Genomic DNA, 22,763 nt, shown 5'->3' on the forward strand with positions numbered 1-22,763 from the left:
GCTTGCTTCGTTCAAGGAAGCATTGCCGAACTCGCCGGCGATGTAGGGGCGGGCCGGCGCATCACATCGAGGCGTCGGGCCGCTCCGCTTCTAAAATCCATCAAGAGGAGGGCATATGAAGGCGCACGTTCGGGCCGCTGCGGCTGCGGTTGCGTTGGCCCACACGTTTGGGCGCGCAATTGTGCGCGTGCACGACTACGAAGTCTCCGCATCTTCCAGGATCAGTGTGTCGGTACAAGAAGGAATAGTCAGTGGTTATGACTACGGCAGGCATTGCTACGTAACCGGTACTTTGCCGAACCTGTACCACCATGGTGAACGTTCGCATTTGATGCTCAAGCCGAAGAGCTCCGGTGTCTACGGCGGCTTCGACCACGATACGTCATCCTACTTCTCTGTGAATGTCGCAGGCGATGAAGCCCACGTATACGACTACAATGAAGACCTGTACTTCGCATACAGCGTCTGACCATGCATCCCGCGCGGGCGTTCGCCTCGCTCGATGCTGCGATTGCGGTGAGGTCCCGGCGATTTGACAGAAACCCAACTTACATTGTCGCATCCGCAACAATGGCCCGGAATGCTGTTGGGCCGGTATCGATGAGCGAGGGCGAGCCGTTGGATGCAGCTTCGTCGCGGCGATCGAGAAACTCATCTCGCCCCGACTGAGTGATTGTCCACATCTTCGCCGACATTTAAAGAGAAAGATGCCGCTGGTGGGCTCTTTGGTCTGAACTGCTCGGTGTAGACTCCGGACACCGCCATGCAGCGGTGCGTTAATCAACCAATCGTTCCTCGCATTCGTAAATCCATCTGGATAGGGAAGCTTCTTATCACCGCTGCTCAGAACGCTGAATTGCCGATTGCAATGCTGACAATTCTCTTCGCTATCATCTCCCTTCTTTACGCGACTGTTGGGCAGGCGGGTGGTACCGCGTTTCTTGCCCTCATGGCCCTTGCATCGTTTCCATCAACTCAGATGCGACCGACGGCGTTGTTGCTCAACATCGTTGCCGCCACGTATTCGACATGGCTGTTCAATCGCGGTGGGTTTATTGATTGGAAGAGGTTGAAGCTCTTTCTAATCGCTTCGGTGCCAACTGCGCTGATTGGAGGAAACACAATCCTGTCTCCCCATCTCTATGATGCTATCACCGGTGTCGCCCTTCTCGTCGCGGCTGCGATCTTGTTGATTGGGCGATCTAGGAGAGCGATCCCTGATGGTGAGACGCCGTTGTGGGGCGCAATTACGACAGGAGCCGGTATCGGCCTCGTCTCGGGACTCACTGGCGTCGGGGGCGGCGTTTTTCTCGCGCCTGTCCTTATCGCAATGCGTTGGGCTTCACCCAAAGAGACAGCAGCTTTGTCTGCCCCTTTTATATGGGTGAACTCCGCAGTTGGCTTGGTGGGCGCGATTTACGCTGGACAGTTGCCTTCACCGCAGACATGGCTATACGCACTGGGAGCCGTCACAGGGGCGATGATAGGGACCACGATCGGTCTTCGTTGGCTGTCGGAAACCACAACGCGCTACGTAATCGCTGTTGTACTTGCGGCCGCGGGGATCCTGCTTATGGTCCTTGCTACGACATAACACCATGAGCTCGAATCTTGGATCTAACTCGGAGGCTGCTCGCCACATGCCGGGATTCTGCTTGACGCTGACGAGGCCCAGGCAACGGGCTATTGACAGCTAGTCGGGCTGATTTCCAAGCATGGTATCCTGATGGTCGCGTTCGCCAATCAGCTTCCAGCTCAAGGAGAGAGACTCGATCGCCGCTCGGTTATCGAGATAGTGGCGCACGTCCGGTTCCGTCCAATCTTAATGACCACGGCAGCGATGGTCGCGGCCTCTTACCGTTAGCGAACTGGCAGATCGGGCAACGAAGTAGCATACTTTTTTCTACTCCGAACTCTTGCTCCTAAGGAAAACCGTCCTATTTCAAGCTCGCCCATGCTGGCACTCGCGGGCCTCGATTGCTGGCAACTGGGAAACCGTCAACTCACGCAAATACCTAGGAGAGCTGCATGAATTTCCGTCCGCTTCACGACCGCGTCGTGGTCAAGCGCATTGATGCAGAAGAGAAGACTGCTGGTGGCATCATCATTCCCGACACTGCCAAGGAAAAGCCCTCGCAGGGCGAAATCATCGCCGTTGGCCCCGGTGGCCGCGACGAAAGCGGCAAGCTGATCCCGATCGACCTCAAGGTTGGCGACCGCGTGCTGTTTGGCAAATGGTCGGGCACCGAGGTCAAGATCGACGGCCAGGAGCTGTTGATCATGAAGGAAAGCGACATCTTGGGCGTTCTCACTCACGTGTTTTCCAACACTAAGGCCGCCTAATCCACCGCTCGCACCGCTCACCCCTGAGGAGCGCCTGCCGGGCGCCTCGCCAAGGGTGAGACGAGACCAAGACAACTCAGGGAAACCAATATGTCAGCCAAAGAAGTGAAATTCGGCGTCGACGCCCGCGACCGCATGCTGCGTGGCGTCGAGATCCTTGCCAACGCCGTGAAGGTCACGCTCGGTCCGAAGGGCCGCAACGTCGTGCTCGACAAGTCGTTCGGCGCTCCCCGCATCACCAAGGACGGCGTCACCGTCGCCAAGGAGATCGAGCTCGAGGACAAGTTCGAGAACATGGGCGCGCAGATGGTGCGCGAAGTCGCCTCCAAGTCCGCTGACGCGGCCGGCGACGGCACCACCACCGCGACCGTGCTCGCGGCTGCAATCGTCCGTGAAGGCGGCAAGGCGGTTGCCGCCGGCATGAACCCAATGGACCTCAAGCGCGGGATCGACCTCGCCGTCGAGGCCGTCGTCGCGGATCTCGAGAAGAATACCAAGAAGGTCACCTCGAACGAGGAGATCGCCCAGATCGGCACCATCTCGGCCAACGGCGACCAGGAGATCGGCAAGTTCCTCTCCGACGCCATGAAGAAGGTCGGCAACGAGGGTGTCATCACCGTCGAGGAAGCCAAGTCGCTCGAGACCGAGCTCGACGTCGTCGAGGGCATGCAGTTCGACCGCGGCTACATCTCGCCCTACTTCGTCACCAACGCCGACAAGATGCGCGTTGAGATGGACGACGCCTACATCCTCATCAACGAGAAGAAGCTCTCCTCGCTGAACGAGCTGCTGCCGCTGCTCGAGGCCGTGGTGCAGAGCGGCAAGCCGCTGGTCATCGTCGCGGAAGACGTCGAAGGCGAAGCGCTCGCGACCCTGGTCGTGAACCGTCTGCGCGGTGGTCTGAAGGTTGCGGCCGTCAAGGCTCCGGGCTTCGGCGATCGCCGCAAGGCCATGCTGCAGGACATCGCGATCCTGACCGGCGGCCAGGCGATCTCGGAAGATCTCGGCATCAAGCTCGAGAACGTCACGCTCAACATGCTCGGTCGCGCCAAGAAGGTGATGATCGACAAGGAGAACACCACGATCGTCAACGGCGCCGGCAAGAAGGCCGACATCGAGGCGCGCGTGGCCCAGATCAAGGCGCAGATCGAGGAAACCACCTCGGACTACGACCGTGAGAAGCTCCAGGAGCGTCTTGCCAAGCTCGCAGGCGGCGTCGCGGTGATCCGCGTCGGCGGCGCGACCGAGGTCGAGGTGAAGGAGCGCAAGGATCGCGTTGATGACGCGATGCATGCGACCCGCGCGGCTGTCGAGGAAGGCATCGTCCCGGGCGGAGGCGTCGCCCTGCTCCGTGCCACCGAAGCGCTCAAGGGGCTGCGGACCAAGAACGACGACCAGAAGACCGGCGTCGAGATCGTGCGCAAGGCACTGTCCTGGCCGGCTCGCCAGATCGCGATCAACGCCGGTGAAGACGGCTCGGTGATCGTCGGCAAGATCCTTGAGAAGGATCAGTACGCCTACGGCTTCGACTCGCAGACCGGCGAGTACGGCAACCTCGTCACCAAAGGCATCATCGACCCGACCAAGGTCGTGCGAACTGCAGTCCAGAACGCCTCCTCCGTGGCGGCGCTGTTGATCACCACCGAGGCCATGGTCGCTGAGCTGCCAAAGAAGGGCGGCGCAGGTCCCGCCATGCCGCCTGGCGGCGGCATGGGCGGCATGGACTTCTGATCCAGCCGCCTCACGCCGAATCACGAAATGCGAAAACCCCGGCAGCAGTTGCCGGGGTTTTCTAGTTGGGGCGCACTCACATGCGTCGCTTTGGCCTGATATATCTGCGGCCGGATGGCAAGGTGGGGCATGATGCGCTCGCCGTCATCCGCGAGACGATCGGGGAGATGCACAGGCGTGTGGTGTTGACCAATCGCGAGCACATCATTGCGCTCAAACCGCTCGACAAAGGTCTGGTCGGCAACCTGCTGCGTTATCCCTAAGAAGTGCGTTCCCAGCAGGAGTATTTTTGACGAGATCCAGGACGTCAAAGTGACAAAAGACATGCTGGACCTTGCGAAGCCCATCGTGAACCAGAAAGCAGGTCGTTTCGAGCCGAACAAGTCCGAGGATCACTATGAGGCGGCCCTCATCGACCTCATCAACAGCAAGCGTGCGGGCAAACCCATCACACCGAAGGAGCTGCCGCTCGGCGAGAGCGTCGTCGATCTGATGGAAGCGCTGCGCCGCAGTGTTGGGCAGGAAACGCTTCCGGCGAAATCAGCGAAGAAGCCGCGCAAGGCAGCGAGCGACCAGAAGGAAATGCTGATGCCGATTGAAAGCAAGAAGCCGAAGAAGGCGGCGGTGTCCAAAAAGCCGTCGGCAAGCCAGCGCAAATCTGCCTAGGCCGTCGGAAGTCTGGTTGCGTTCGAATTCTTAACCAGCGAGCGTCAGCTTTCCCATGACTGAGATAGTGTCGGGTTTCATGCGCGTCTCGATGCGCCGTTCGTCGTCAGTCGCGAATAGCCGGTCACGCCTTACCACGTGGCTGCGTAGGCGCAAGCGGAATGGGGCGCGCTATGGAGCGTGAAGCTCGTGACGGGTTGCCTGCCTTGACTTCATATTGATCGGCAAGCTTCAAGAGACGTTGCCTGGTAAACGGATCAGCTTGCTCAGCAATGTCGCGGACCAAGGAAGCCCGAGCCCGATAGAAATCCTCGTTCATAAAACACCAAACACATGCTGGTTTGTTGGTTATGCATACCGCTTGATTCGCTAGCGGTCTGCTTCTTTCTGCGATAATTAAGCGTATTCTGATTTCATTCAGCTAGCGTGAACAATAGCGCCGCCGCGGCTCGCGCATGGGTGAGCATGCGCCTCACCTATGCTCGTGAAGTGCTTCGCTAAATTTGCCGCGCGCATCGAACAAACATCATTGCAGCGTACGCGGACCTGCCTCCATCGTCCTTGTCAGTGGCCGGTCTTAGCTCGCGGATCTTATCCAACAGCTCATAAGCCTCGGCGGCACGCGGGCGTGGTGATTGACGACGCCACCCGTCAGAAATGCGTTGCCAAGGTTGCGTCGGAAGGATCTTCATCCATGCGCACTGTCGCCAGCTTCTCGGCCAGCAGCTTTTCGTGGTCCAGAGGATCGCCTGGCGCTCGCGACGGCACGGGCCATACCGATTCTGCCGTTCGAAGCTATCCTTGCATCAGGTAATTTGTAGCATCGACCTCCAAATTGAAGTCAGTCAATTTAGACGAGAGCCGAGGCCGACATCAAGTGTGACGAAAGCCAAAGGCTTTTCATTCCGATCCTCCCGCCGCTCCGATAGAGAGGGGCGCCCTCCTTATTTGAGCACGTAGGCGTGACCGATCAGACAAGTCGTGGGATCGAGCCTTGTGGACCGACGGTTCGAGCACCGAAACCAATTCGGCATTGCTGGCCGTCCTATCCATATCCACTGAGCTTCGCCGGTCCGCAACGCGAAGGCTTCGCATGACGCTGCAAAAATGCAATTTGATCGCCGAAGCAGCAGGAATAGTGCGCGCTCTTTATCGAAAAAGCAGATACCGGAGCCCCAGCGAACGCAAATGAGAGCTTTCGTGTGCGATTGTGACCTCTTCTCGGACAGTGTCCTGGCAGTGAGCGCGGTCGGCTATTTGCCTTTGACTAAGATCAAACTATGCCGTGCGGATCCGCTATCCTCGGCAAGACTCAACGGAGGCTAGACTCTCATGCGTTATCTTTGCATTCTTGCGCTAGCGCTTTCCTTCATCGTCTGTCCTGGACCGCGTTCCACCGCCGCTCCGCGGGAGGGGAGCCGCATGCCCTCCGCTCCGCAGGACCTCTATTGCCTTCAGGGACGTATTTGGGGCTATCCGGGCAATTGCCAATTCTCGACCTACGGCCAGTGTATGACCAGCGCATCCGGCACAAACGCCTATTGCGGCATCAATCCGATCTACGCGTTCGAGCGACATGGACGTCTGCAGCGCTGAGTGAAATCGCCGCCGAGGCGAGGTGAGCGTGCTTGGCGTAAGTCCCGCAAAATCAGACATGTATTCGAACTCAGCAACGAACTATAGTTGGGCGCATGTCGCGCCAACGCCCGGCGCGGCCATCGCCGCGGTGGCCGTAGCCGGGAAAGCTCAGCCATTTCTCACGGGCCTCAGCCGCGATCGCTGTCGAATCAAACCAGCGCAGGAGTGATCGCCAGCGTCTAACCGACGAAGTCTCTTTGTGAACAATCCTGAGCGGTCTTAGCGCCAGCGTCCTCGCCCAAATCCCACAATCCATCGCCGGTCTTAAGCGTCGCTTACTATGAAAAAAAGCAACAATACAAGTTGATGGATCGTAGGGTTCTGGCCTCGTTGCCATCCGCTGTTGGGCCGGAGCCGAATTTACACGAAGCGAGCAAGCCCATTCAACAAGGGACATAACCTGATCGAAAGCGAGGACAGATCCGCCGCTCTTTTTGATCGTAACAATGAACCTGCGGTATTGAGGACGGTGGCTGGCGAGTAATCGCTCTTGCGGTAGGCCTCCTCGGGTGCTCGGATAAGGTAGTCAACGAAAGTATAATCCGATCGGCCGGAGCCGTCGGTGAAGTGAACTTTCGTTCTTACTTGCAATCGATCACCTCTTAACAGCGCCAAGTCTGCGCGTATCACTGAGGGCCTAGAGTGCCATTCAACTTCTAGGATTCCATAGTAGGCCTCGGAACTCAGCGTCCACGCAATACCCAAATCGCAGTCGGTAGGACGACATCTGCTCCACCCATGAACAAGGGCTTTGTCGAATTGCTGGTCGATCAATATGCGTGTAATGATGCCGGCGCTCCGATCCTCACTAGACCAATTTCCAGCAAACTCCGTCATTGTCCTGCCACCGAGGTTGCGGGGCATAAGAGTGTTGGATTGCTCGCCAAACGCTGGTCGGAGAAGCAGGAGCGCGAGCAGCATGACCGCGGATAATCGCAACATTGTTTTGTCCTATTTGGTTGACATTCATCGGTTGGCAACAACCGTGCCAGCTAGCTGGACTCGTTAAATGGAAGGTTTGGAGTGGATCTCGTCTCTGCAGCTCAGAGATGCCTCGTCGTAAATCCGACGATCCGCCGCGCCAACAGACGGCTGCGTGGCAGACTTCTTACTTCCTTGTTCGATTTCGGCGCGACTTGATAGCTGCCTAACAGCTCACTACGGCATGAGTGTACCGTGTGAGAGGCCGACTGCGCCTGCGCGCTACGCAGCGGATAAGGCTTCTGATTGCCGAGTTATTGCCTGGTGTAGCGGTGTAGCTCCTTCGAGCGGAAAACAGAGCGTGCGCGGCGCGGCCATTCGCGTTTCGTCCGGGCACGAGGCTACAACACGAACTTGGGTGTTCCCAATCATCGGGACAGGGTGACTGAAAGCGCGGTTAGGTACCCAAGGTCTCTGCAATCCTTCGAAGGATGGACAACCGCAGCTTGTCCCGATAACATGAACGGAAAGGGAACGATATCGGTGCGTCCCGGTAGTTCGGGGCGATTGCCGGGAGGGGGCCGTTTTGCTGTTCCGACACCTCAATGACGATCTATTTCTAGCATTTTCGCGAGATCATAAGCATCTTTACTCTCTCGTCTTGTTGGACTTACACGACCGCTTTTTCACCGGAGCCCCGGCCTTTCCCACTCCCCAAGAGGTCACGCACGCAATTTACGACGTGATGCGGGCCAATCCGTCGCTTTGGAACGAGAGTGACGACTTCGGCGAGCCACTGCCCGAGGTCGTGTCCGCAGGGCGCAGACGGATCAAGCGCGCCGCGGCGAGCAAGACCGAGACGGCGGACCGGGCTCTGATCATCGCTCGCCAACTCTATCAGCGGCTGGTCGCTTGGGGCTGGCTCGAAGAGGAGGAGTACGGCCTACGCGTTACCGTCGACATGTCGATGGGACCACTTCTAGTGATCCAACGTCTGGCCAGCCTGAACAAGGACGTCTCTCAGAGGTTCGGCGGCCTCATCGTTACCGTCCGTGTGAATCTCGAGGCCGTGGAGAAGCTCAATCCAACGGTCGTCGACAGGAAGCAACGGCAGGTCGCGCTGGCGCTGCGGGAGGCACGCAACCAGGTCGACCAATTCACCAAGAGCCTACGCGCCATCCTGTCGGACCTGAAACGCATCCGCCGTACCGTCATGGAATCCAAGACGGTTGGCGATCGGCTCGAGGCCTTCTTCGAGGAATTCGTAGAGCAGCTTCTGCTGAGGGATTTTGAGTCGATATTGACGTTCAATCATCCTTACCGGTTCAGGGACACCATCATCGATCTCGCGAGGCGGATTGCTTATACGCCCGCGACCATGAAGGTGCTTTCCGAGGAGTACGTCACCGCGGGCCTTTCGCCATCGATGTCGGAGGCCAACCTAGATGTCGAGAGCGATCTACTCGCGATCGAAAGCACCTTCGGTCATATCGGCGAAATGTTCGAACGGATCGAGGCCTTCCGGCGCCAACTCGAGGCACGCGTCCGCAACACAATCAAATACGCCGAGCGCGGCACCCGCGGCCTGGTAGGACGGGCAGGGGATCTGGTGCGCCGGCTCGATGGGCTCATCGCGCGAGGGCGGCACGCGAACGCCACCGTCGAATGGAGTCTCGAGCCGCTTCGCTCGCCGTGGTCGGAATTCCACCATGCACCGAGCCGCGAGCCGCGCAAATCTATCGAACTGAAGCCCTTGGGCGATTGGCCCGACGATCCCCTCCACGAACTCCGGAAGAAATTGCGCAGGCGATATATCGAGAGAATTGCGCCCGGCCCCAAGGAGGTTCAACGCTTCCTCGAAACCCAGGTGCCCGTCGCGGGGACGAGAGAAGCACGATTTATGGTACTCGAGACGGTCGACGATTTCCTTGCCTTCGATGCCGCTCGTAGGTTTGTTTTGACCAACGAAATTCCGCCGGAGGTTGGCCTTCATTTCGAATTGGAGTTTGCGCCGGACTCGCCCCCTCATGATAGCGAATGGCTCCGGTGCTCCAATTTCATTGTCCGGCGCCATGCCCCTGCGAGGCGCCGCCATGCTCAGTGAATTCGAGGCGATCGAGCGCAGCTTGGGTGCGGAAAAAGCTGCCGACCTCAGGAAGGCAATGCATTTCCTGTTGAGGCGGCAGTTTCTCTTCGCCGGCGATCCGCGAACCGGTACGATCTACAATGTGATCATGGACGGCCGCTTTCGGTCGGTCATCGATGAATTCTTCGACAGTTGCGGTTACCGGGTGCATCGGGACACCGCGGCCCAGTGGGCCGGGATCGTCGCTGTCGGTGAAGACGTGCCACTGCCACGCATGAAACTCGACGAGACCATCGTTGTCCTGGTGCTGGCCGCGCACTGGCAGGACGAAGTCAACGTCGGCGCTGTCGAAGACCGCGCCATAGTCGTCACGACGGTGAACGACCTGTTCGACCGCTACAAAGACATGGTCCAACCGAACGGATCGGGCGCGATCTCGCTCGGTCGTTTTCGGGAGATATTGAAGGAAGCGTCTCAAAGGAGCCTCGTCGATGTCGGAGATTTCGACAGCGAGGCGCAGGACTTCGAAGTCGCGATCCGTCCGATGATCAAGCTGATCAGCGGTTCGGACGCCCTGCAGCGGATCGAACGCTACGTCCGATCTCAGGAGGTGGGCGTGCCCCAGATGGTCGATGGAGACGAATCGTGATGGAGTTGCGTCATGTATCCATGGTCAATTGGCACCTCTTCGACGTCGAAGATTTCGATCTGACCGGCCATGTGGGCGTTTTCGGCGAGAACAGGTCGGGCAAGTCGACCATACTCGACATGGCCCAGGTCGTGTTGACCGGCGGTAACAAGAACGTTCAGCGGCTCAATGCGGTCGCCGGCGACAAGGGAAAAAGCCGTAGCGCATCCAAGCGAACCATCGTGGACTATTGCCTTGGCGCCTTGGGGGAGGATGAGCGCAAGAGAGAGCAGGCTCGCACCTACATTTGTCTCGGATTCGTAGACACCGAAGGCAAGCGGCCTCCGGTCACGATCGGAATGGCGATAGAGGCCCGCCGGTCGGAGACCAACGAAACCGTCCTCGGCCGCTTCGTCGTCACCGGCAAGATATTGAAGGCGGCGGACTTCATCGAGGTGAGGGAAGGCAAGCGATTTGCGGCAGAATGGGACGACGTTCGCAACAGGATCGTCTCAGCCGTCGGACAAGACAATCTCGTCAATCACCGGGACAAGGCGATCGACTACGTCCGAGAGTATATGCGCAAGCTGGTTCCGCATGCTTCCGTCGTCGGAGAGCAGAACGCAAACTCGCTTCAAAAGGCCGTCGTGAACGCAATGACGCTGGATCACGATCAGACCGCCACCGAATTCGTGCGCAATTACATTCTCGAAAAGAACAATATGAAGGTGGGAGAGCTCCGGGAGTCGATCCGAACCTACCGGAATATCAACGATACGATCCGGACGATGCGAGAGAAGCTGGAGGCACTGGTGGCGCTGAAAGCCATTCTTGCGGAACTTGCCGACTCCCACGAGCGCAAGGCTCTGGAACAGTGGATATCGAAACGTGCCAATTGGTTCGGCGCACGTACGGCCTACCTCGCGGAAGTCGCGAAGTTCACGGAGGAGGCGGCCAAGCGCGATGCGGCCAAGGCCGAGATGGATTTCATCGATGACGACTTGAGAGCGATCGAGGCCGAAATCAGAAGGTTGGACATTGCGATCTCCGAGCACGACGCAAAGAGCGGACGCAGCGCGCTCTCTCAGTCGCTGACTTCCGCCTTGCAGGCGGGGCACCGTGCAAGCATCGAATTCGAGCGAAGGTTGGATTCCGTCCGTTCTCTGCAGGCCCTGGTCGCCATGAGGGATTTTGGCTTCGACGAGTTTATCCCGCTGATCTCCGGGCTGACGCGGGCCGCGGTCGGCGCGTCGATCGAGCGGCCGACCGGTGGCTTGCTGGATGCGGAAATTCGACTGATTGCCTCCGACCGAGTGTTGGTAATGAAGGTCGACCAAGCACGCCGCGATCTGATCCGGAAGGCCGAGGACGAAAAGGGCCGGGCACTGTTGCTCGAGGAGCGGCTTCGACAGCATGCGAGCGGCGGAAGTTCGATTTATCTGCACGAAGACACGGAGCGCTTATGTCTCAAGTTGCGGCAAGCCGGGATGTCGCCCCGCGTGCTGTGTAACCTCATCGAGCTATCGGACGTCGCCTGGACGGCAGCGGCAGAGGGCCTCTTGGGCCGAGACCGGGAGGCCGTCTTCGTCGATCGGTCCGATATCGCTCGCGCCACGGCCATCTTCAAAGACGGACGCCGTGAATTCCGGCGTGCTTCGTTGGTGAGCTTGAACAAGCTCGATCCGAACGGTCCCGGTCCGCGTGCTGGAACATTTCCAGCGCTTTTCAAGTCCGACGATCGGGATGCCATTGCGTTCATCATCCGAAGGCACGGGACGGTGCGGCTGGCGGATACGATCGCCCAATTCAACGAACCCGGGCGGGCGATCATGAAGGACGGTCTTTACGACGATGGTTTGGTGCGAACGCACCGCGCGGCCGAGCCTTCTGACTTCAAGATCGGCAAGGCGGCGCAGACCCAAGCGTTTCGCGATTTGAAGGAGCAGGCCGAACAGCTTTCCGATGCGCACGCAAGGTCGGATGGTGCGGCCAAGTTCGCCGATGCGGCGTACGTCCAGCTTGGAAGAATCTTCGACGACAAGCTGCCGTCGTTCAAAACCATCGTCGCGGACTACGAAAAGTCGGAACTGGAGCGGAAAGAATTCGAGCAACGTATCGCTGCGTTGGACGGCGCCGGTGACGGCGGCCTGAAGCAAAAACGACAAGCCCAGTTGGAACTGAAGCGGCATCGTGCAGGACAGAGGACTCCGCAAGAGGACGCGCATCGTAAGCACACAAGGGCGGCCGACATCGCGATGCACACCATCGAGTCGGGAGAGGGGACTTCGGGCTCGAAGCTGGGGGCAAGGGTAGCCTGGGCTTCGTACGGGCAGTATCGAAAGCTATACGATCGGCAGTCCGGGCGCGCGGCTTATCGGTCTCGTTTCGAAAAACTATCGACACGAGCCGTTCTGGATAGGCACAGGACGATCGCGTTCGAAGCGTCGAAAGCGGCGACCGGGGCGGATGATGATCGGATCAAGATCGAGCGTCGCATGCGACAGGCGCTCGGAGATTATTTCGACCAATTCGGCGTCGTGTCGCAGGTGGGGACCGAGAGTGAGCCTCTGCAGGAAGTGCGACCGTGGATGGAGATGCTGATTCAGGAAATGGAGGAGAACGAACTACGGCGGTACGAGAGACAGGCGGCGGAGGCGGCCGATAAGGCGAAGACGCTGTTGCGAGGCGAGTTCATCAACGCTCTCACGTCGCGTATCAGCAAGATGGAGCGCGAGCTCTCGGCCATGAATATCGGCCTGGCCGATCATCCGTTCCACAACGAACGGTATTCATTTCACCATACGCGCCTGGTCGAATTTCAGCCGATATTGAAGGTCGTCGAGATCGGTAAGACCTCGCCAGAGGCGCTCGACATGCTGTTCAAAGGGGACGAGGTTCCGGACGACTTTCCTCATCGCGACACGCTGCGGGAGATCGAGGCGTTGCTCGAGGATCCGGAGAAGGATTTCGGTCTGTTCGAGGATTACCGCAACTTCTTCACTTTCGAGATCCACATGACGGACATCGTTACTGGTCGACCGACGCGATGGGAGACGCGCCGGGGAACCGGGTCGGGCGCCGAGCAACAAGTCCCGATCTATGTGGCCATCGGAGCGTCGCTCGCGTCGGTCTACCGTAGCGGGAAGTCCGGAGCGGGACGTCCATCGGGCATGTCGGTGGCGATTTTCGACGAGGCGTTCTCGAAGATGGATGGAAAGAATCAACGGCAGATGATGAGCTTTTACAAGAAGCTCGGTCTCCAGATCATCATTGCCGCGCCAAACGAAAAGAGGATCGCCGTTCTAGAACATATCGATACTGTGATCGAAGTCGATCGAATTGGTGAAAACGCTCGGGTTACGGTGGCCGAGCTCAAGGAGCGAGCTCGTAGAGAACTCCAGGCGATGGACCCCGATCGCATGTCCGATGACGAGCTCAAAGCGATGGCCGCAGAATAGGATGCCGAGGCAGTTCACCGACGCGCGCCTGCTAATGTCGGATCTTCTAGACCGTTTTGAAGGCGGCGCCGAAAGCCCGATCGCTTATCCGGACTATGACGGGTTTCTCAATGTTGCCCAGATGGACAAGTTCATCAAGGAGCTCCGCGATGCGGAAGGACGCGGAGGGATCCGGATCGCCAGGGGGCGTGGACTCAAAAGTGAGCAGATCAAGCACGTCAGGCTGGAGAACGCCCCGCCGGTCTACGAACTTCTCGAACGGAGACCGGTCGGAGAGCTGATGGAGGTGGCCGCTAACCGCCTGTTCGACGGACTGGAACTGCCTGTTGAATTTCAGGGCGCGGTGGATGGGCTTCGGTTGGCTTGGTCACGCGGGCGCGAATGGCAGGGCTTCTCGCTGGACGACGTGGATCGCCTAAGGCCTGCCTTCGTGATGGCGAAGGCTATATTGGAGGGCAAGCACGCAGGCCTAGACTATCGGACGTTTTCCCGTCGCTTCGGCGGGGAAAGTAAGCGGCTCGAAAGGCTGGAAGGACCCGTGGTCAGGCTGTTGAGCGGAGCATTGGAGCTTCCGCCGGGCGCTCGCCCAAGAGATGCGCTTCGGACACTAGGACTTGAGAAGTTCGCCCCCCCAATGCTGATCTCCGGCCGGCTCGATTTTGACGTGGCCGAGTTATCGGCCGCAGGGCCGAAGTATTTCGGCATTTCACCGGACGAGGTCCGACGTCTCAGGGTTCGAGAAAAGCCCCAGTATGTTTTGACGATCGAGAACTTCGCCAGCTTCAATCGTCATGTCAGGGAGGCCGACCCGGAGCGCGCCGGCGTCACCATCTACGTCGGCGGATACCCTTCAATGGCGACGCAGGACGCCCTAAGAACCCTAGCGACGACCCTGCCTACCGACGTTCCATTTTACCATTGGTCGGATATCGACCCGGATGGCACTTGGATCTTCTGCACCATCGAGACCTCAATCAGTAGGGCGCTCAAGCCCCATCTCATGTCTGCGGATCTGGCCGATAGGCTAGGGAAGGCGCCGACAGAAAGACTGAGATTGCCCGCCGGACCTGTCACGTCAGCTATTTCGGATCTCATCGACTATCTTCGACGTGATGACGCCAAGTGGTTGGAGCAAGAGGAGCTCGATCCCGTACTGCCCCAATCGTGATCTTCTTGACGAGGTCGCGGCGGCGGTTTGCCTCTCTCGACATCTGGCGTCTTTGCGGAAAGACTTCGGAGGCGCGAGCGCCCGGGGGGCAGTCGAGGACGACGCAGAATTTGGCGGCCGTATCGAGCGCGGTCGCAAGCGCGGCCCCAACAGATACTTGCGCATCGACTCCCACCAGCCGCACGAGAAGCCAATTCCACCATCACGCGACGCTGTGCATCGCGGACAAGGGGCGATCAGCGTGGCCAAGCGGCGGCACGGCTCGATCGAGGCCGCTACAAAGGCAGCAGCGGAATGACGCGGTGGGTCGGGCTCGACGTCATTGTTGACAACCTCATGAGCTTCGGTCGCGCTCTGGACGAGCAGTCACTAAAAAAGGTAGCCACTTCCAGAGTAACCTTGGCTCGATAAGCCCCGACGGTCCCCGGCGGGGCTTATCGCTTGCCTGCATGGTTGACGCGCCCTTCAGAGCCGCGATTCTTGCGCCCGAGAGTAGCTAGTGAACGCACTTCCACCGGGTTCGCGCCACTCGTTCGGCTCAACCTCGGCTCGTGCCGAATCCATCTTGATTATGTTGACTGAAGTCCGTCAAAGGGACGCGCTGTCGTCTTTGATCCGCCACCTTGCGACGTTCTCTTTTCGATAAGCACCTCGCCTTCATGCATGATCTGGCTAAGGTGCAAGTCAGCGGATGCGGCTGAGCAAGGGACGAGCTAGGAAGGCGCCGACTTGGAGAATTTCCCAACACCCCTTCCGATCAAACTGAACGTGGGAATTGAGTTCAATGTTGAAAATTGTAGCAGTAGCGGCAATTTTTGTAGGAGAAGCCCTTTCAATAATCGCCGAATTGATTGCCTCAAAGAAATTTGGAACGGTGAGTGCGCCTCTAACAACGCTTCTGCCGATGTTCCTGCTGATAACGTTGGGCGGCATCCTGCTCGTCTTTGGATACGCCATCGGCTACATGCATCTCAAGAACATTTGGATAATTGTCGCGATATCGGTGGGATCGATTTTAGTGGTGGAGCCCATTCTCACATTTCTGCTGTTCCGCGACGTGCCTACAACCGGCTCACTGATCGGGCTGGTTTGCGGCGCGGTGGGCACGCTCGCAGCGATTTTCTTATAAACGCTCGTTTGGTCGGAGCTCAATTGGCAGGCTTGGGCGAGATAGGTGATGGAACTGAAGAGGTCGGCGCGGCAGGCTCGGCACTCGCTGGAGAGGCTGGCGTTGGTCGGGAAGGTGGCGGCTTTGGACCGAATGGTGTCCGCCGTTACCCGCTTTGGATCGCGCGTCTTCGGCGCGCCTGTCTCGTGCGCCAACCACCCTGGTCTGACAACGCAGTTACCCGTTCGTCAGGTTTATCTGACCTCCGGTCCTTCTCGCGAACTCCGGCTCGGCAAGCATGTTGCTCTTTTTGAGGCATGCGCTCGACGCGTGCGCCCGATCGGGACTACAGCCCCCAGGCCGCCAAGCCATGTCGTAAAAAGGCGGAAACGGTTGCCGCGCGTAGCCGCGCTGCGGCTCTGGTCCGCACCAATCCCGGCCCATCTCCGGCCTGTGTCGGCCTACCCCAGGCCCTTTGTCCTAGAGCGAGGAAATGGTGGATCATCCCCGAACTAAGCTACGCACGATCGCCTTGATTCTGACCGCGATCGACTGCACTATCGTGGCAAAGTGCACCGCCGTTTGGACCACCGCCGAGCTGATGCCGGGCTCCCGCAGCGTTTTCTCACGAGCGTCCATGCAGTCGCCGCACCATTTACCACGAAGACTGCCTACGACCACAACTTGAAATTTGACCCTGTTCACAACGGGGGCGCGACAACATTCGCGCGTAACCGCACCAGCATCGCCTTGTATTCCGGATTGGATGCGAGGTGAACGAAGCGCTATTAAACCTTGTTCATCGCCATCACGGCAGCCGCACATTTCGCTGCTGCGATCGCCGCTGGTGTGATCACGACGGCCGCCGCGGATACCATCGCCTCTATGACAGTGAGTTGCGAGTCGCAATCGCGCTCGCCAGCAACAGACCGTATTTGCTCTGCGGTAAAAGCGTCTCATCGGTCATCGTTGGCGCCGGAGTCAGACGTCCTTGGCGCAATCCGGAATTTGATCCCTCAACTGCTCGATTGACATGTTGCCTCAGGCGAGCTGCAGCGTCTCGCCGCCGATTTCGCGATTGCAGGGGCAGAGCTCATCGGTTTGCAGCGCGTCCAGGACCCGCAGCGTGTCTTTCGGGCTGCGGCCGACATTCAGGTTGGTCGCATAGACATGCTGGATCGTATTCTCCCGATCGACGATGAACGTGTAGCGATGGGCGACGCCCTCAGGCGAGCGCACGCCAAGGCCATCGACAAGGGCGCCTTTGGAGTCAGAAAATTGCCAGATCGGAAGGCGATGCAGGTCTTTGTGCTCGCGGCGCCAAGCGAGCTTGCAGAATTCGTTGTCGGTTGAGCCGCCAAGCACGATCGCATCGCGATCGGCAAAGTCCTTGGATAGCCGGGCAAACTCGGCGATTTCGGTCGGGCAGACGAACGTGAAATCCTTGGGGTAGAAGAAGATGATTTTCCATTTTTCGGGAAAGCTCTCTTGAGTCAACGTCTCGAACGCGCTCTGCCCCTTCTCTTCCTGCAGGTGAAAGCCGGGCTTCACGCCCGTGACTTCGAACGGCGGCAACTTACTTCCAATTCCAAGCATGTGCGTCCTCTCAGGGTTGCTTCGCGTGGAGCGATGGTTCGGCTTCATCGAAGCAATTGACATGCCACTCGATCTTGCGGCTTAGACCGGCGGAAATGCACCACAGGTACTGATTGGTTTGAGGGTTCCGGAGAACCGATCGGGGAGGCACCAGCACTTCGATGCTGTGGGGCGAGCCGGGCTGGCGACCTGACGAAAAACGTGCACATTCGAACGTCAACATCATCTGGTTAATGGAAGGCAGAAGACACCGCGAAGCGCCGTTGCATTCCTATTCGGGCGCTTGATGGGTGCACGGATTTGGCGGTCACGGCCTGTGGTATGTGTTTTCTCCTTAACCTACTTCGCTCTGGCAAAATCACTTGCTGCGATCTTGATGTGTTTGGACTTAGTCGAAACGACTTGCTCGGGTGGGGGCGCCGAGCGATCCGCGAGAAGAAACGTTCTGCGAGGCTGTCCTCGGGATCGATGATCGAGGCGCGGCAGATTGGTGACGCTCGCGAGGGGGCTTCAAGTGCAGCTGCAGGAGTGTAGCACGGAGTTGTATCCTACCAAAACAAGGAGGCGACAACATGCTACTTTGTGTAGCAAGATGCTATGCGCGCGTTCGGAAAGAAAACGCGCGTTCGGAAAGAAAAATCGGAACGAAAAAACAGTGTCCCACAAGCGCGTGATTCGGAGTAGTCGGATGATCACGCCGGTTCGACGGAACTGGAGTCCCAAGGTATTGTTCAATGGTTTGACGCCCGCGATGTTCGCTGCCGAGCCATCTATTGTACGCGCGCGTTGGGACAAGTTGTGGCCGGATTTGTATACGGAATATGACGCGAGGCATTTGAAAAAAGAACTATCCATTCGTAGCTTGATCGTTACCGACGAAGCTGAGGCATTCTTTGACGCCTGGGCTGCGGATGAAGAGCGTCACACCGATGGCTTCGTCCAAATCATAGAACTCGTCGCTGGCGGATCCGAAGAGAATCTTCGGGAGAGATTGAACGATCGATCCCATAATTTTAGTTCGATCAGTGAATACTTGAAAGACGAATTCTCTCTAATGGTTATGATCGCATTTGATGAAATGTGTACTTGCCACGCCTATGCTACAGAAAGGGAGTTTTATGTCAGGCTTCGGAACGACAGATTCCTTGGCTGGCTGAGAGAAGTGATCGCCGACGAGGCGGTTCACTCGATGAATGCGGTTAACGTTATCCGCGCCCGCTACGACGACCGCATCCGCGAAGTCGGCCCAATCCTTGATAGTCTGATCAGTGACTTCGCCGATGATCCTCCTTACGCCGGCACCTTCGTTCTGGACTACTTCGGCGGGTCCTATACGAAAGAGCTTTTTGTCAAGTGCCGCGCCGCGATCCTGAGAAATCTTGCCAAGCCACTCACGACCGCAGAGCGAAACAGACCGAAGCCAATTTGACCTCAACGCCGTCGCGCGCCGCTTTCGGAGGCTTCCAGCACCGAGGCCCAGCTCACTCCTTCGGCTTAAGATGACCGGCTGCTGCACAACAAATAGCGAATGTCGAATGGCGCCGTTGCCTTTAGGATCGACGGAGGCTGTCTCAGTCTTATCGCTGAGTTCGCTAGAGCCAAATTGTTCGCCAGACGTTGGATCTGCGACAAGCCTGCCCTTGGCGTTGCAGACGCTGGGGTTTACCCAGCTGCCGATACCTTTTTTTCGGTGATGACCGTGTAGCCGTGCACCTTGGCCAAGGCGATGACGAAGGGATCGGCTTTCTCTTTGCCTGTTCAAACTGGAACTGCTGCCGGTCGCGCTGGAGACATAACCTGGGCTAGCCGAGAATCTGAAGTGGACCCCGGATTTTGGACCGGCGGCTTAGGTGGTGCGGATGCCGTTCCGTTTTGATAAACGGAGCGGACCATGAAGAAGACGAGACGGACAATCGATGCGGCGCTGAAGGCAAAGATCGCCTTGGAGGCGCTGCGAGAACAATCAACGGTGACGGATCTGGCGCAGCGCTACCAGGTGCATGTGAACCAGATTTATGCCTGGAAGAAACAGCTTCAGGATCAAGCGGTTCGGGCGTTCGACGCGGGCGCTGGTCGGGATGGCGAGGCGGCCCACGAACTGGAGGTCGAGAAGCTCCACGCCAAGATCGGACAATTGACGGTCGAGCGGGATTTCTTAGCCAGGAGGTCCGGAAGATGAGCGCGCCGGATCGCCGAGGATTGCTTCAGCGCGATCATGCGGGTCTATCGATCCGCCGGCAATGCCAACTGCTGAGCGTTGCGCGATCGAGCGTGTATCGGCCGCCGCGGCCGGCCAATGACAACGACCTTGAGCTGATGCGGCGGATCGACGAGCTGTTCACGGCCTGGCCGTTCTTGGGCTCGCGGCGGATGACGGCGATGCTCAATAGCGAAGGCTGTCGCATCAATCGCAAGCGCGTGCAGCGGTTGATGCGCAAGATGGGCATCGCGGCGCTGGGACCAAAGCCCAGAACCACAAAGCCGGCGCCGGGACACAAGATCTTCCCGTATCTCCTGCGCCATATGGTGATCGACCGACCGAATCAAGTGTGGGCGGCCGATATCACCTATCTGCCGATCGGCCAGGGCTTTCTGTATCTGGTGGCGATCATCGATTGGGCGAGCCGTGCGGTGCTGGCCTGGCGGCTGTCGAACACGATGGACACATCGTTCTGCGTGTCTGCGCTCGAAGAGGCCTTGGCGCGCTTCGGCCGGCCTGAGATCTTCAATACCGACCAGGGTAGCCAGTTCACCAGCGCCGCCTTCACCGGCACGCTGGCCGCCACCGGCGTCAGGATCTCGATGGACGGTCGTGGGCGCTGGATGGACAACGTGTTCATCGAGCGGCTGTGGCGCTCGCTCAAATACGAGGACATCTATCTCAAGGGTTATTCGGATGGCCACGAGGCCAAGGCCGGAATCGCCCGATGGATCGAATTTTACAATTTCCAGCGCCCTCATCAGGCGCTGGAAAACCGCGCGCCGATGGCGGTCTGGCGGGCCGGTGTCACCGGCGCACAGGCTGTGGATATGACGCTTCTCGCAAGCGAGAAGCTTGGACAACGCTGCGCGTTGCCCACATCCCCACAGCCACAACAGCAGCAGGCAAGAGTAGCGTAAAGTCACTGGGAAGAACGAACGGCAGCAGCTCCACTTAAAAAGCCGGACCCAGTGGTCCTCAGCATAGGATCCACTTCAAATCTACTCAGCCTAGGGAGCGAACCGACTGATAAATTCGTGGAGCGACCTTATTTCTGTGGCCAAGAAATGCGTCGCGCCCGTCCATGACCGGCCTTCGTGACGCCACTGCGCTTGACCTTGTACCGGTCGAGCTTTCTGAGGGCACGCGACCCAGATAGCCCATCAGCTCGCGCGGGGTTTGAAAGAAGATCGCCGATCTCGGCCAACACGCCCACAGCCGCTATGAGATGGATCCCACGTACCGCCTGGAGGGCCGCGACAACCTCGGAGAGCGACCATTCGGGCACCACTTCGCGGATAGCATTTTCCAAACGCTCCAAACATTCGCCTTCCTGGCGTATTCCCTCGAATAGCTCTTCGAATGCGATGCGCTGCTCGCGGTACTCGATCTTCTGCGCCGTCGGCCATCTCATGTGGCCTGGTCCCCACGTTGTCTTGCCCGGATAGATGCGTCCCAGCCGCAGCATCAATGACCAAATCTGTTGACGCTTGCCCTGGAGGTCCTTCTTCACTAAATGACGGGCGCGCGCGAGAGCGCGCATAGCCTCATGGCGTTCGTCCGACACCCATACCGCGGTAAGCTCACTCAGCGCGCAACAGCTTGGCGGGGCTTACCGCATCGCGCCGGTTCGTCTTCACTCGATCGCCGGCGTTCTTCGGAACGAGAGAGGGGGCGACCACCAGGCAGTCATGGCCGAGGCTCTTGAGCAATCTGTAGAGGCCATATCCCGTCGGCCCTGCTCCGTAGCAAAACGTCAAATGACAGCATTTTGCTGCAAGCTTTGCCACCAGCTTTCGGATCGCCGCCTCCGTAGCAGGAAACTCCCCCAGATACCGGACCTTGCCGCCACGGCCGCTATCAGCAATTGCTACCGCATTACGCAATTTTGACGTAGCGATTCCGACAGAGGCCTCGGTATGATGAGCCACGGCTCGCCCTCCTTGTTTGAGGCTCTGCCCGGTCCATCCGGGTAACCCTTGTCGCAACATCGAGGGTGGGCGCCTCATTTTGTGGATAGTGACGCCAGCGGGAAAGCGGAAAGCTGTCGTACATCTCATGAAGGCTCACGGGATGATGAGCGAACGGCGGGCGTGCAAGGCCATCGGCTGTTGCCGCATGACCATCAGATTTCGCAGGAGGTCGCCGACATTCTGGCAACTCTTGCGCGCGAGAAACGCACTATTTCTCCGCCGCCTGCAAGATTATCTCGAGAATGCCTCGCATCGGACATCCTTCTGCTGCACAATCCAGCGCGTCGGGCGAATTTCGAGGTGCTGCGATCCAGTGAAACGCCGAGCGTTCTCGTCGAAATGGGTTCATTTCAAATAAAGACGACGAATTGCTGCTGCGATCATCATCGAGCCAACGTCGTTGCGGCGCCTAAGACCGGTCTTGAGGTTTTGCATACGACAGACCACGACGCTCTAAGTGCCGCAATTGCCGCGGCTCCGCCTCGCTGGATGAGGGGACGACTGTCCGCGAAGCGCCCAGGGCATTGGGGATAAACCGCAATCAGTAGTGTGACGCGCTTGAAAGCTAAGCCGGTTGGCGCTACCGAGATGTAATGTTATAACATAACGCTGCATCTCGGTAGCGCCATGGATCGTCATACCGCTCCGGTTGCTAGATGCGCAGGTGAGAACGGGATGTCAGTAGACGGTGCAGGATGGACAGACGAGCGTACTGAACGGCTGAAGTCTCTTTGGGCGGGAGGACTAAGCGCCAGTCAGATCGCTGCCGAGCTTGGCGGCGTCACGCGAAACGCCGTGATCGGGAAGGTTTACCGTCTCGGTCTTTCTGGCAGTGTGACAACCGAGACGAAACCGCGGGCCCCACGTTCACCCCGTCTCCAGCAATCATCACGGTTTGGTCCCATGGCCAGCGTTCGGCATCGCGGCAATCTGGCCTTGGTCTCGCCCGAGATCGACTATGTCGACGAGCAGGTAGAGGTCACATCAGAGATCGTGCCACTGGCCCGATATCTCACTCTGGCAGAGCTTGAGCCGAGTTCATGCCGCTGGCCCATCGGGGATCCGGCCTCGCCGGAGTTTCGGTTTTGCGGTGCGCCGGCGCTTCCGGGTGAAAGCTATTGCAGGGCGTGTGCGCGCAAGGCCTATCAAACAACGACCCCACGCTCATCCATCTCTGGACAGCGCTTCAACACGGGGCGTGGGTTCAGGCCATAAGTGGACGTTAGCCCGAGTTCGCGGATTCGCGT

General features: G+C 58.6%; 18 protein-coding genes and 5 pseudogenes. 18 read left to right on the plus strand and 5 right to left on the minus strand.

Annotation, left to right across the window (positions count from 1 at the left end; genetic code table 11):
* The first annotated feature begins 115 nt into the window (after positions 1-115).
* The 14 genes and pseudogenes from NLM32_RS10555 to NLM32_RS10615 all read left to right on the plus strand — a co-directional run bounded on the left by NLM32_RS10555 (position 116) and on the right by NLM32_RS10615 (position 16,263).
* Positions 116-469: a hypothetical protein gene (locus tag NLM32_RS10555; protein ID WP_254128934.1), complete on the plus strand. Its 354-nt coding sequence runs from the start codon at positions 116-118 to the stop codon at positions 467-469.
* A gap of 294 nt (positions 470-763) precedes the next feature.
* Positions 764-1,594, plus strand: coding sequence for a sulfite exporter TauE/SafE family protein (locus NLM32_RS10560; RefSeq protein ID WP_254128935.1), 831 nt, complete (start codon positions 764-766; stop codon positions 1,592-1,594).
* 99 nt (positions 1,595-1,693) lie between these two features.
* A pseudogene (locus NLM32_RS46325) lies at positions 1,694-1,846 on the plus strand (efflux RND transporter permease subunit); the annotation flags it as partial.
* Positions 1,847-2,028: 182 nt separating this feature from the next.
* Positions 2,029-2,343 carry a co-chaperone GroES gene (gene groES, locus NLM32_RS10565; protein WP_254128936.1) on the plus strand — a complete coding sequence of 105 codons (315 nt, stop codon included), beginning with the start codon at positions 2,029-2,031 and terminating at the stop codon, positions 2,341-2,343.
* 90 nt (positions 2,344-2,433) lie between these two features.
* Positions 2,434-4,074: a chaperonin GroEL gene (gene groL, locus NLM32_RS10570; protein WP_254128937.1), complete on the plus strand. Its 1,641-nt coding sequence runs from the start codon at positions 2,434-2,436 to the stop codon at positions 4,072-4,074.
* A gap of 101 nt (positions 4,075-4,175) precedes the next feature.
* Positions 4,176-4,740 (plus strand): annotated as a pseudogene (locus NLM32_RS10575) (Ku protein); the annotation flags it as partial.
* 1,332 nt (positions 4,741-6,072) lie between these two features.
* A complete protein-coding gene (locus NLM32_RS10580; protein ID WP_254128938.1) occupies positions 6,073-6,336 on the plus strand; it encodes a DUF3551 domain-containing protein in 264 nt (87 codons plus the stop codon).
* 1,549 nt (positions 6,337-7,885) lie between these two features.
* Positions 7,886-9,403, plus strand: a complete 1,518-nt coding sequence (locus tag NLM32_RS10585; protein WP_254128939.1) for a Wadjet anti-phage system protein JetA family protein — start codon at positions 7,886-7,888, stop codon at positions 9,401-9,403.
* The gene (locus NLM32_RS10590; protein ID WP_254128940.1) at positions 9,393-10,034 is read left to right on the plus strand and encodes a DUF4194 domain-containing protein; all 642 of its coding nucleotides are present in this window, start codon (positions 9,393-9,395) and stop codon (positions 10,032-10,034) included. Before NLM32_RS10585 ends, NLM32_RS10590 begins: the two co-directional genes overlap by 11 nt.
* Entirely contained in the window at positions 10,034-13,471 is a 3,438-nt protein-coding gene (locus NLM32_RS10595) for an SbcC/MukB-like Walker B domain-containing protein (protein ID WP_254135282.1), read from the plus strand. Before NLM32_RS10590 ends, NLM32_RS10595 begins: the two co-directional genes overlap by 1 nt.
* A 1-nt stretch (position 13,472) precedes the next feature.
* A complete protein-coding gene (locus NLM32_RS10600; protein ID WP_254128941.1) occupies positions 13,473-14,639 on the plus strand; it encodes a Wadjet anti-phage system protein JetD domain-containing protein in 1,167 nt (388 codons plus the stop codon).
* 226 nt (positions 14,640-14,865) lie between these two features.
* Positions 14,866-15,050: pseudogene (locus NLM32_RS10605) on the plus strand (hypothetical protein); the annotation flags it as partial.
* 373 nt (positions 15,051-15,423) lie between these two features.
* On the plus strand, positions 15,424-15,768 hold the full coding sequence (locus NLM32_RS10610) for a hypothetical protein (protein ID WP_254128942.1): 345 nt from the start codon (positions 15,424-15,426) through the stop codon (positions 15,766-15,768).
* Positions 15,769-15,900: 132 nt separating this feature from the next.
* The gene (locus NLM32_RS10615) at positions 15,901-16,263 is read left to right on the plus strand and encodes a DUF6088 family protein (RefSeq protein WP_254135283.1); all 363 of its coding nucleotides are present in this window, start codon (positions 15,901-15,903) and stop codon (positions 16,261-16,263) included.
* Here NLM32_RS10615 and NLM32_RS10620 read toward each other — a convergent pair.
* Both NLM32_RS10620 and NLM32_RS10625 read right to left on the minus strand, forming a co-directional pair.
* A pseudogene (locus NLM32_RS10620) lies at positions 16,249-16,782 on the minus strand (alkyl hydroperoxide reductase). The gene NLM32_RS10615 and the pseudogene NLM32_RS10620 sit on opposite strands and share 15 nt — an antisense overlap.
* A gap of 6 nt (positions 16,783-16,788) precedes the next feature.
* The gene (locus tag NLM32_RS10625) at positions 16,789-17,343 is read right to left on the minus strand and encodes a peroxiredoxin (RefSeq protein WP_254128943.1); all 555 of its coding nucleotides are present in this window, start codon (positions 17,341-17,343) and stop codon (positions 16,789-16,791) included.
* A 688-nt stretch (positions 17,344-18,031) separates the two neighbouring features.
* On the opposite strand from NLM32_RS10625, the gene NLM32_RS10630 reads away from it, so the two are divergent.
* On the plus strand, positions 18,032-18,772 hold the full coding sequence (locus NLM32_RS10630) for a hypothetical protein (protein WP_254128944.1): 741 nt from the start codon (positions 18,032-18,034) through the stop codon (positions 18,770-18,772).
* Between the two features lie 233 nt (positions 18,773-19,005).
* Here the strand turns inward: NLM32_RS10630 and NLM32_RS46330 are convergent, their stop codons facing one another.
* Positions 19,006-19,065, minus strand: a complete 60-nt coding sequence (locus NLM32_RS46330) for a hypothetical protein (RefSeq protein ID WP_375143638.1) — start codon at positions 19,063-19,065, stop codon at positions 19,006-19,008.
* A gap of 169 nt (positions 19,066-19,234) precedes the next feature.
* On the opposite strand from NLM32_RS46330, the gene NLM32_RS10635 reads away from it, so the two are divergent.
* Positions 19,235-20,463, plus strand: a protein-coding gene (locus NLM32_RS10635) for an IS3 family transposase (protein WP_375143537.1) whose coding sequence is annotated in 2 segments (ribosomal slippage) — positions 19,235-19,517 and positions 19,517-20,463 — 1,230 coding nt in all. Because the reading frame shifts where the segments join, the coding sequence is not laid out codon by codon here.
* 128 nt (positions 20,464-20,591) lie between these two features.
* On the opposite strand, the gene NLM32_RS10640 is transcribed toward NLM32_RS10635, so the two are convergent.
* Together NLM32_RS10640 and NLM32_RS10645 are read right to left on the minus strand one after the other, a co-directional pair.
* Positions 20,592-21,110, minus strand: coding sequence for a hypothetical protein (locus NLM32_RS10640; protein WP_254128945.1), 519 nt, complete (start codon positions 21,108-21,110; stop codon positions 20,592-20,594).
* 16 nt (positions 21,111-21,126) lie between these two features.
* Positions 21,127-21,474: a hypothetical protein gene (locus tag NLM32_RS10645; RefSeq protein ID WP_254128946.1), complete on the minus strand. Its 348-nt coding sequence runs from the start codon at positions 21,472-21,474 to the stop codon at positions 21,127-21,129.
* Between the two features lie 85 nt (positions 21,475-21,559).
* On the opposite strand from NLM32_RS10645, the pseudogene NLM32_RS46335 reads away from it, so the two are divergent.
* Both NLM32_RS46335 and NLM32_RS10650 read left to right on the plus strand, forming a co-directional pair.
* Positions 21,560-21,679 (plus strand): annotated as a pseudogene (locus tag NLM32_RS46335) (IS3 family transposase); the annotation flags it as partial.
* 512 nt (positions 21,680-22,191) lie between these two features.
* The gene (locus tag NLM32_RS10650; protein WP_254128947.1) at positions 22,192-22,731 is read left to right on the plus strand and encodes a GcrA family cell cycle regulator; all 540 of its coding nucleotides are present in this window, start codon (positions 22,192-22,194) and stop codon (positions 22,729-22,731) included.
* Positions 22,732-22,763 lie beyond the last annotated feature (32 nt).

The sequence above is a fragment of the Bradyrhizobium sp. CCGUVB14 genome (assembly GCF_024199935.1).
In the GTDB taxonomy this organism is placed as follows: Bacteria; Pseudomonadota; Alphaproteobacteria; order Rhizobiales; family Xanthobacteraceae; genus Bradyrhizobium.

Coding starts and splice junctions, on each gene's coding strand:
- NLM32_RS10625 (WP_254128943.1), bottom strand. CDS start 17,343: ATGCTTGGAATTGGAAGTAAGTTGCCGCCGTTCGAAGTCACGGGCGTG.
- NLM32_RS10580 (WP_254128938.1), top strand. CDS start 6,073: ATGCGTTATCTTTGCATTCTTGCGCTAGCGCTTTCCTTCATCGTCTGT.
- NLM32_RS10615 (WP_254135283.1), top strand. CDS start 15,901: ATGGTGTCCGCCGTTACCCGCTTTGGATCGCGCGTCTTCGGCGCGCCT.
- NLM32_RS10630 (WP_254128944.1), top strand. CDS start 18,032: ATGATCACGCCGGTTCGACGGAACTGGAGTCCCAAGGTATTGTTCAAT.
- NLM32_RS10650 (WP_254128947.1), top strand. CDS start 22,192: ATGTCAGTAGACGGTGCAGGATGGACAGACGAGCGTACTGAACGGCTG.
- NLM32_RS10595 (WP_254135282.1), top strand. CDS start 10,034: ATGGAGTTGCGTCATGTATCCATGGTCAATTGGCACCTCTTCGACGTC.
- NLM32_RS10560 (WP_254128935.1), top strand. CDS start 764: ATGCAGCGGTGCGTTAATCAACCAATCGTTCCTCGCATTCGTAAATCC.
- NLM32_RS10600 (WP_254128941.1), top strand. CDS start 13,473: ATGCCGAGGCAGTTCACCGACGCGCGCCTGCTAATGTCGGATCTTCTA.
- NLM32_RS10590 (WP_254128940.1), top strand. CDS start 9,393: ATGCTCAGTGAATTCGAGGCGATCGAGCGCAGCTTGGGTGCGGAAAAA.
- groES (WP_254128936.1), top strand. CDS start 2,029: ATGAATTTCCGTCCGCTTCACGACCGCGTCGTGGTCAAGCGCATTGAT.
- groL (WP_254128937.1), top strand. CDS start 2,434: ATGTCAGCCAAAGAAGTGAAATTCGGCGTCGACGCCCGCGACCGCATG.
- NLM32_RS10610 (WP_254128942.1), top strand. CDS start 15,424: ATGTTGAAAATTGTAGCAGTAGCGGCAATTTTTGTAGGAGAAGCCCTT.
- NLM32_RS10555 (WP_254128934.1), top strand. CDS start 116: ATGAAGGCGCACGTTCGGGCCGCTGCGGCTGCGGTTGCGTTGGCCCAC.